Here is an 8,628-nt window from a genome sequence, read left to right on the forward strand (position 1 = left end):
AGAAAATTGGAACTGGAGCTGAAAAATAATGCAAATAAAAAATGAAGTAATAGAAGTACCCGTTGAGGAAATTAGCGAGCATAAGGACAACTTTTCGCTTTTCTCTCCACTAAATGATCACTTATACAATGAACTTAAAGAAAATATAAGAGTTCACGGGATTTTACAACCATTAATGATATCAGATGAGTCAATTCTATTATGCGGTCATAATAGATTAAGAATTGCAAAAGACTTAAATTATCCCGCTGTCTCTTGCAAAATAGTTCAAGGCAGTTCATCTGAACTAGTACAATTTATGATTGCAGATAATTCCTTGCGACGTGGGACTGAGAAGAACATTCTACGTTTGATTGAACAGGCTAATCAGCTGTCCCAAACTGGGACAATACGGGATGGAGCCACCACTATGGGAATCGCCAAATCAAAATTCGAGCGATATAGAAAATTATCCAACTTAAGTGATGAATTTAAGGATTTACTGGGGTGTAATCAGTTAACAATGGGGGCTGGATATGAACTTGCTACAAAAGATTTGGAAACTCAGAAAAAATATCATCAGCAGCTAGCCCATCTCCCTAAAATCAATGAAAATCATGTCAAATATATAGAAGAAGATTCTCATGTGAAAGAAGCACTGTCATGGTTGGACTTGAAGAAGAAAATTCAAAAGCAAAACAAGAAGTATTTATCGGAAATAGACGATCACTGCCATCAATTTAGGGATACCGAGAGCAAAAATGATGCTCAGGATTTTATTAAACTATTAACAACATTATTAACGGACTACGAACTACAGGAGGATTAAACATGTCACAGAAACGCAACTGGAAACTTACCGCAAAAGATCTGGCCTTTTTTAATAATCTGTGGAATCAGATAGTAGCAATATTTAATTACACTAATCATCAACAAGGTTACAGAAGAACAGAACGGTATAGGAATGGGTTAAGGGCTTTTTGTAAGCATCTCGCTATTAAATACCGAGCTCAAAACTTCAAAAACTTACAAGATAAGCATCTTATTAGCTTTATTGAAGAATCTATCGCAGCAGGTATAGATATATCAACATTAAAGACCGATCTATCAGCAATCAGGAAACTTCACAAACTGATACCTAAAACAAGGTATCAGCTATCCGTTGGAAATGATCAGTTAGGTGTTGAGAAACGAGCGAAAAAGCAAATAGATCGTGCTTGGAATAAAAAAGAGTACAATGCTGCTATTAATCTAGCACTATTAATGAATCGAAATGATGTTGTATGGTCTCTTAAGCTAGCAGGGAATTGTGGTGTCCGATTAGAAGAATGTACTGCTTTGACTAGAACTCAGCTTAAAGAAGCTTTAGTTCAAGGATTTTTATCCTTGAGAAATACTAAAAACGGAATATTAAGAGATATTTCACTCAATTCTGAAGCTAAAATGATTATCTCTAACATTTTAAAAGATACTTCGTATGAAAAGATTTTTGTTTCCCCTGGACACAATCATATGCAAGCTAAGAAAAGTATTCAAAATTGGATAATAAATAATCGTTCTAAATTTACAGAGCAGAATGACCCGGTACAAGGCCAATTAGATAGTAATAATGATTACATCGTACAATCAAAACTAACATACCATGGCCTCCGCCATTCTTTTGCCCGAGAAAGATAACGAGAATTTATTGGTAAAGGTTTTTCACGCCAAACATCTCGTAAATTAGTAGCAGAACAATTGGGTCATGGACGAGATGATGTTACTCGAATTTACCTCGGTTCAGCTCCTTATTCTGAGAATGATTAATATTACTTCCCCCTCCTATTACGAGGGGGGTTCTGTATAAAAACATTAATATTCTAAAAGATTAATATCATTTCTTGCTGTGTTATACTGCGATAGTTGTAGAAGAATAGAGCAAGTTATACCATTATCAAGCCAATTGTTGAACATCACATTAGTCTATTGAATAGTAGATTTGTACTGCGCAGCAAAAAGATCCTGTTAAAAATGGCACTCCTTGTTCAATTAACAAAAACCGATAGTTTGAGTTCAACGGTTCACAATTTTTTATAAAGCATTTTGGAATTTCCTTAAATAAAAAAGAATATCAGACACCATAATTGGTAGGGTCTGATATTCGGATTTTTGCACTTATCATTTATGGTTATTATCTCAATGTTTTTAATGCACCGCTCCAAGCGTTAACTTGGTGAAGCATCAAATTTACATTAGGGAGATGTAATTCAGCTGTATAAAAATACTCCTTTGAATAAATAAAACATTACCCAATGTCACTTATAAAAAATGCCAAAATAAAATCCACCCAAATCCCTGTGGTAGATTTCGGGTGGATCACCTATATCACACAGTGGCCAAAGCGTCATTGCTAAATACATTATAACCAAATACTTGTATTATTCCCCCCACTTTGAAAACGAACCAAAGCAAAAACTAAAATAACATGAACTCTTATACAATTGCTATTCAATTTTGCTTTACTAATAATTCATCTTTCCAAAGAAGGTCTTTCCTCAGCAACTGTGTATTGTTCAGGTATAAAAAAGGAGATTCTTCTGCTGTCCAAAAATCCTTTTGCTTAGCTCTGTATCTCATAGTTCCCTGCATAATATAACAAGCTTCAATAGCTCTAGTAACCCCCACATAGAAGAGATTTAGAGATTGGGTATAGTCTTCATTAGTAACCCATTTCCCTTCAGGTGGCAATATCCATTTATAAACATCAAGTAAAAAGACACATTTAAACTCTAGACCTTTTGATTTATGCAAAGTCATAATATTTACTTCATTTTTAGTAGCAGGTTTAAAACTATCTAGCTTTTGCTCATCTTCTACTATACGTTTTAAATCATTGCATATTTTTTCACCTTTATGTTCTGGATATGTTAAATGTGCGAATTTTATAAATAAGTCTATTTGATTTCCCAACTGATTTTCTTCTAACGAAAAAATTTCAGTCAAAATTTTTAATCCTTCTTCAAACCTCTTTTTTTCATACTCTTCATTAATACGGCTCTCTACAAAATCTAAGATTGTTGTTAAGCCCTTTTTATATAAAAAAAATGAAGTTAACATATCATTAAACAACATACCCCAGTAGGAATTACTTTTATCAAGTGCTGTATCGACAAATAACTTATTTTCAGTTTTTAAAAATAGTGAAGCTCTTTTAGCAGTTTCGTTACCTCTACACAAAATGGCAAAGTCACTATTATTTTTAAATCCATATTTTTCTTTCAGAATAGGTAGATTACACTCTATTGAATTGATTACATTCTCATCAGTGCCTATTACATTAACCTTAAATACCCTTGAATCACCTTCTAAAGTAATATTTGGAACTCCCATAAGAGCTAGTGAGTAGTCAGAGACAGTCTTATGACATCTATGATTATGGGTTATTTCTAGGTGAGTAAATCTTTTATCAGACATTAATGAAAATAAATATTTTGAATATCTATTACTAAATGCATAAATTGCCTGATTTAAATCCCCAACAGCAACACCAAAAATTCCTAAATCGACAAGTTTTAAGAAGATCTCATGTTGAATCTCCCCACAATCTTGATACTCATCAATAAAAATATGAGTATATTTTGCTTTTAAGTAAAATAAACATTCTGGAACCTTATTCATAATAAAAAATGCCGTTTCTCCACATATTTCTAAAAAAATGTGGCCATCTAATAAAGATTTCTCTAATAATATTTGTAATTCTTTATTCCTGAAATCCACCTTAAGTCCTTTTAATGCTTCATACTCTGGAAAGTCACTAAAAGAATCTTTTACTTCTAATGGTATGTTCTTACCAGCAAGTATTTTTGAAAACGGCAATATTATTTCAGATATATAAAATTTATCAATAGTTCCAAAAAAATGATTTCTTCTTAATATTCCTTTTCTTTTACAACGCAATTCTAATTCTTGACTAGCTTTTCTAGTAAAAGAGATTGCAATAACCCCTTGGAATTCCATTAAACCTTCAGAAATAACTCCGATCTTTTCAACTACTGTAAAGGTTTTCCCACTTCCAGGTTTTGCAGTTACTACTAGGTTTCCGATTTCATCGATAATTCTTACTTGTTCTTTAGTGGGTTGGACTGATTTATTCATTCACACGCACAACCATTTCAGCCAATGCTTGGATTCTTTTTAGAGGTTCGGCAACCTTATCCTCTTTTAAACAATCGAGGGTATCAAATTTGTTACTTAAAAAACTTAACATATTTTCCGCCTTAGCTTGTTGCATCTTCTTTACAGTACTTGTTTCTGTTCTCGTATTATAATAGTTTTTTAAAGAGCTGAATAAATTACTCATTACTAAATCATGTTCTAAGTCCACACTTGATAAAAAAATATTATCTTTTTCTATTTCTTTAGAAATATACTGTAAAATGCTGTTAGCTTTTGCAGGTACTTTATCTCCACTGTCCCATTCATTGTATTTCCCGTTCACTTTCCAATATTCAATTAAAGGGTTAGTCTCTTCATTTTTTAGAAGTTCTTCATATATCCCCATAACGCGAGATACTCCAGCATGATATGATAATTCAATGGTCTCTGTATCGGATACCTTTTTGAACTTATTAAAAATATCGTTATCCGTTCTTAATACAAAAGGAATATCTAACGCTAAACAAATTTTAATATAAGGTTTAAATCCAACACCGTTGACAGAAATTATCGAAACATTTAAACGGTCAAGATCAATTTTTAATTTTTTTGCTAATGCTGTGTAAAAAAGCTTTTCTGATGGACCTTCAATTAGAAAAACTGCATTAACAAAAAACACATCTGCTGTGATTGCATCTAGTCTATATCCAAAATCATCAAAATTCAATTTTAATTCTTCACTACATCCACCTTTTGCTACCATAGTTTTCTTGTTTCTAGAATATAACTTTACTATTTTATCTGGTCTGAATTCCGAAGCAATATGTGGTGAATGAGTTGTTATGAATACCTGTTCTTCAAAGTTCTCTAGTAAATAGTTAGAAAGTTTCTTTTGTTGATGTGGGTGTAAATGAGCTTCAGGCTCTTCAACTGCAAAAAAGGTTACTTTTTCAAGTGTCTTTTTATTTTTTTGTTTTGCGACCCAAGTAGCTAAGAATATTTGATTATTACGACCATCCCCACCTAAAGTAAGCGTTTCACCATCTGATGCATAAGTTAATTCTAGATTATCAAGTAAGCTGTCTATGTCAGAATTAGCATTTTTAAAATTTAGAGTTTGGTTCTCGTTATGGATAGCTAACTTTGCTAACTCAGTATTCACACTTTCTAAAGATCTTTTTATGTAATTCAAGTTATCAATCTTTTCATTTAAAATCTTTAGGTCATCCTTCATAGTAGAAACTGCTACTTCATCGATTTTTTTCAACTCTTCTCCCAAAATTGATTTCGCATCCTCAAGAATCTGATTTTTTTCTCTTTTCATAAAGGAAGATAAATTGCGGTTTGTATTAACGTATTCCATATTTAATCTCTTTATATAGTAGCGTGATAGTTTGTTTTCTAACGTTTCTTCGGAATGACCCGTTAAGATTTGGAATTCACCAGTCTTTGTATTTTTATATTGAATAAATACTGTACCATCCTTTATGTCCCCTTTAAAAGTACTAATTAGACAGTCCTGATTAACTTCAGTTACTTTAACTGTAATTTCAATTGATTCAGTCTTTGTATAAACATTGTAATCACTGTTATGTAATTCTAAATCTTTATCACTTAGGCCTCTATCGAACAGAATCCTTAAGGCATAAATTAAATTCGTCTTTCCAACATCATTGGCACCTATTATTAGTGTCTGATTAGCAAAATTTATTTTTTCATCAACAAAATTTCTAAACCCCTTTACCCTTATCCAATCAATTCTCATAAGACCAACCCCCGATAACTTAATTTAAAATAGTTAAAATTTTTTTATTAACTGCCTACAAAAACATAGAATACTAGATTTACAAACTTCCCTACCGGCAAAAAAAACACCCCTTTAGACAATATTATCCAAAGGGGTAAAACATCGCAATATATTTGAAAACACAAAGGAGATTCTTATACTAGATTAAAATCATGTCAATCTATCATAAGTCAATGTAATAAATTATACCAACCTGCAGTGAACAAATTCATTTATTATTATTAGACATCTACCAGTAATATGATTAACTATTTTTTACCAGCGCTTACCACGGAATTTACCACACGATGTCAAAATGTTTCCAATAGAAGAACGTCAAAGATTCTAAGTGAAAAAGCCTATTCATCCTCCTTTTCTTTAGCAAGGAATTAGGCTTTTAGTCTTTCACAATCGCGCCAATTGTGGAATATCAATTTCTATTGAATAGTATATTTGTACTGTGCAGCAAGATTAAAAAAATTCAAATTACATTATATTTCCAATCTACAGAAATTTAAGGTTATAATTTTAATATCATAAACTTTATAGGAGGCTGAATATGACTTTTATTGAAAATAAAGATGTAATTTCAAAGTTAATCACCAATGCATCTTCTACTGAAAATTGGATTAAATCCAAAATAAATGGTTTGATTGGAGAATCAAGAACTAAGACTCTTCTTTTAAATAATAAGTTTTGGGTATCAGAACGACCTCTTGATACAAATGGTGCAGATTTTATAGTTCAAAAAGGGGAGCTAAATAAGGATTTATTACATGTTCATTCCCCCTCGATAGCCTTTATCCAATGTAAATATATCTCATCCACTTCAACAATTATTGAAATAGATACTAAGTATATTTACAATTATAACAAGAAAGGTGAACTGGTATCGAAAAACGGATTTTTACTCATCATTCATCATGATGACGTTACAACAGGGAAACCATTAATGAAATGCCTTACTGCACATGATATCGACACCTTCTACAAAAATGACATATTTAAGGATTCTCTTATAACTTCAAAGAAAGAGGGTGCGCAAGTTAGAAAGGCTATTATTACTATTAAGGTAGAGGATTTGCTAAAATATGAAAACTGGGATATTGAAAATGCTGTAGTTGAAATGATAAATAAGGAATTACTTTGGCATGAGTTAATTTCTAAGCTTGACACCGAGAAGTATTTGGGGCCTGAACCGAAAAAGGAAAATATAGAAGGTAGTTGGGATAAAGATGGCGAAGTAATTGCTGCTTTTATGGAGGTTAGGTCGACTGCATATAAACTTCTTCAAAATGCTTCAGATTATGTACTCCAACTTAAACGATTAGTTAATGAAACTGATCCATATCAGTTTGAAGATGAAGAATCTGTTACAAGTGACATTACGTACATAGATCAATAAAAAAACAACTCTGCGATATTAAACATGACGATTTAGAAAAAAACCTATTGAAATTAAATAAAAAAATAAAACACTATGATGCTCAACACGTTCAATCTTTACCAAATGGAGAAATGGATTATTTTAAGCATTCTCAAGCATCCAGCGATTCTGATTAATTAAAGTTTGCACCAAAGTAAACGTGACGACAATAAAATTGCAAAAATATAAAGAGAGCTTAATAAGCTCTCTTTATATTTTTTCCTTAATTGTTCTAGTGGATCTTTGGAACACACCTAGCAAGGCAATTGCCTCATACCCACCCACCACTCCAAGTAAAGTCTAATCGCTGCATACGTTGAAAACTATAAATACTTCCAAGATAATACTTCTAAAAAGAATGAGTGACCTCAAAAATTGTATTTTTAACTAACCAAATCTTTTCCTATTAGTATTAAATAATCATGTTCTTTGATCCATTTAAAGCCATGAGCTGATTTTTGTATTCCACTACAACATTTACCAATCCCACTTGTATTAATACTTATTTTTAAATCAATTTCTGCTGCCCGGATATTTTTATGTGTTTTGATAAAATCACCATCCATTGTTAATTGAACGATTCGGTTAATCCGCTTTTTTAGATTTAACAGTGGTCTTTCATCTCCAAAATATCGCCATTGGAAACCGTAAGCATAATTTACTTTACCAATGCATGCTTTACTGATGCTAGATGGGCTAGCCTGTTCAAATCCGTGGCTTATTAAATGCTCGGCTGCGGCTTTAATAGATGGGAATTTTTGAAGGAATTCACCAGAAAGGGTATACTGAATTATTTCTATTTCACTCGGATCTTTATAGGGTTTCATCTCTGTATAATCATCCGTCCATTTCCACTGATATCCAGCACACATTTGTTTTTTCCGATTAAACATATCAACAAGTGTTAGGTAACTCACACATGAATCCTCAGACGCTTCTTTCAGAGAAGGATATTCTTTAATAAATACCCCATTTAAATCAAATTTTTGCACAGGTTTAGCCGTACTGTAACCGTCAAGTAGTTTTGAACACTTTTTGCTAATTAATTTTGAACACTTTCCATATCGAAAATGGTTGCACGATGCTTAATTCTATAACTGTCATTATCATTAAGCTGTATAACTTCTACCCTATGTAGTAAACGGTCCAATATAGCTGTAGTAATGCCTTGATCTCCCATTAATTCACCCCATTCTTCTGGGCCTTTATTTGAGGTCAAGATAATTGAACTTCGTTCATATAGATGGTTAATTAAATGAAAGAAAAGGTTAGCCTCTCTTTGGTCCATTGCCATATACATTAA

At 32.1% G+C, this 8,628-nt stretch carries 7 protein-coding genes and 1 pseudogene; 3 read left to right on the forward strand and 5 right to left on the reverse strand.

All coding sequences use genetic code 11. From position 1 onward, the window contains the following. Positions 1 to 28 precede the first annotated feature (28 nt). Both BTR25_RS08095 and BTR25_RS08100 read left to right on the forward strand, forming a co-directional pair. On the forward strand, positions 29 to 808 hold the full coding sequence (locus BTR25_RS08095; protein ID WP_075687555.1) for a ParB/RepB/Spo0J family partition protein: 780 nt from the start codon (positions 29 to 31) through the stop codon (positions 806 to 808). 2 nt (positions 809 to 810) lie between these two features. After that, on the forward strand, positions 811 to 1,656 hold the full coding sequence (locus BTR25_RS08100) for a site-specific integrase (RefSeq protein WP_075687556.1): 846 nt from the start codon (positions 811 to 813) through the stop codon (positions 1,654 to 1,656). Between the two features lie 493 nt (positions 1,657 to 2,149). Here BTR25_RS08100 and BTR25_RS28065 read toward each other — a convergent pair. The 3 genes and pseudogenes from BTR25_RS28065 to BTR25_RS08110 form a co-directional block, all read right to left on the reverse strand. Continuing rightward, positions 2,150 to 2,239 (reverse strand): annotated as a pseudogene (locus BTR25_RS28065) (NADPH-dependent oxidoreductase); the annotation flags it as partial. A 227-nt stretch (positions 2,240 to 2,466) separates the two neighbouring features. Next, entirely contained in the window at positions 2,467 to 4,113 is a 1,647-nt protein-coding gene (locus tag BTR25_RS08105) for a UvrD-helicase domain-containing protein (protein ID WP_075687557.1), read from the reverse strand. Further along, positions 4,106 to 5,878 (reverse strand): ATP-dependent nuclease, encoded by a 1,773-nt coding sequence (locus tag BTR25_RS08110; RefSeq protein ID WP_075687558.1) that lies wholly within the window; start codon positions 5,876 to 5,878, stop codon positions 4,106 to 4,108. The genes BTR25_RS08105 and BTR25_RS08110 overlap by 8 nt, the downstream gene beginning before the upstream one ends. 580 nt (positions 5,879 to 6,458) lie before the next feature. Between BTR25_RS08110 and BTR25_RS08115 the strand changes: the two genes are divergently transcribed. Further along, a complete protein-coding gene (locus BTR25_RS08115; RefSeq protein WP_075687559.1) occupies positions 6,459 to 7,304 on the forward strand; it encodes a hypothetical protein in 846 nt (281 codons plus the stop codon). A gap of 404 nt (positions 7,305 to 7,708) precedes the next feature. Here the strand turns inward: BTR25_RS08115 and BTR25_RS08120 are convergent, their stop codons facing one another. Both BTR25_RS08120 and BTR25_RS08125 read right to left on the reverse strand, forming a co-directional pair. Next, positions 7,709 to 8,317 carry an NUMOD1 domain-containing DNA-binding protein gene (locus tag BTR25_RS08120; RefSeq protein ID WP_075687560.1) on the reverse strand — a complete coding sequence of 203 codons (609 nt, stop codon included), beginning with the start codon at positions 8,315 to 8,317 and terminating at the stop codon, positions 7,709 to 7,711. Positions 8,318 to 8,367: 50 nt separating this feature from the next. After that, positions 8,368 to 8,628 (reverse strand): ATP-binding protein (locus BTR25_RS08125; protein WP_175596730.1); only part of this gene is annotated, 261 nt, incomplete at its 5' end.

This window comes from Bacillus sp. MRMR6 (assembly GCF_001940785.1).
GTDB lineage: Bacteria > Bacillota > Bacilli > Bacillales > Cytobacillaceae > Neobacillus.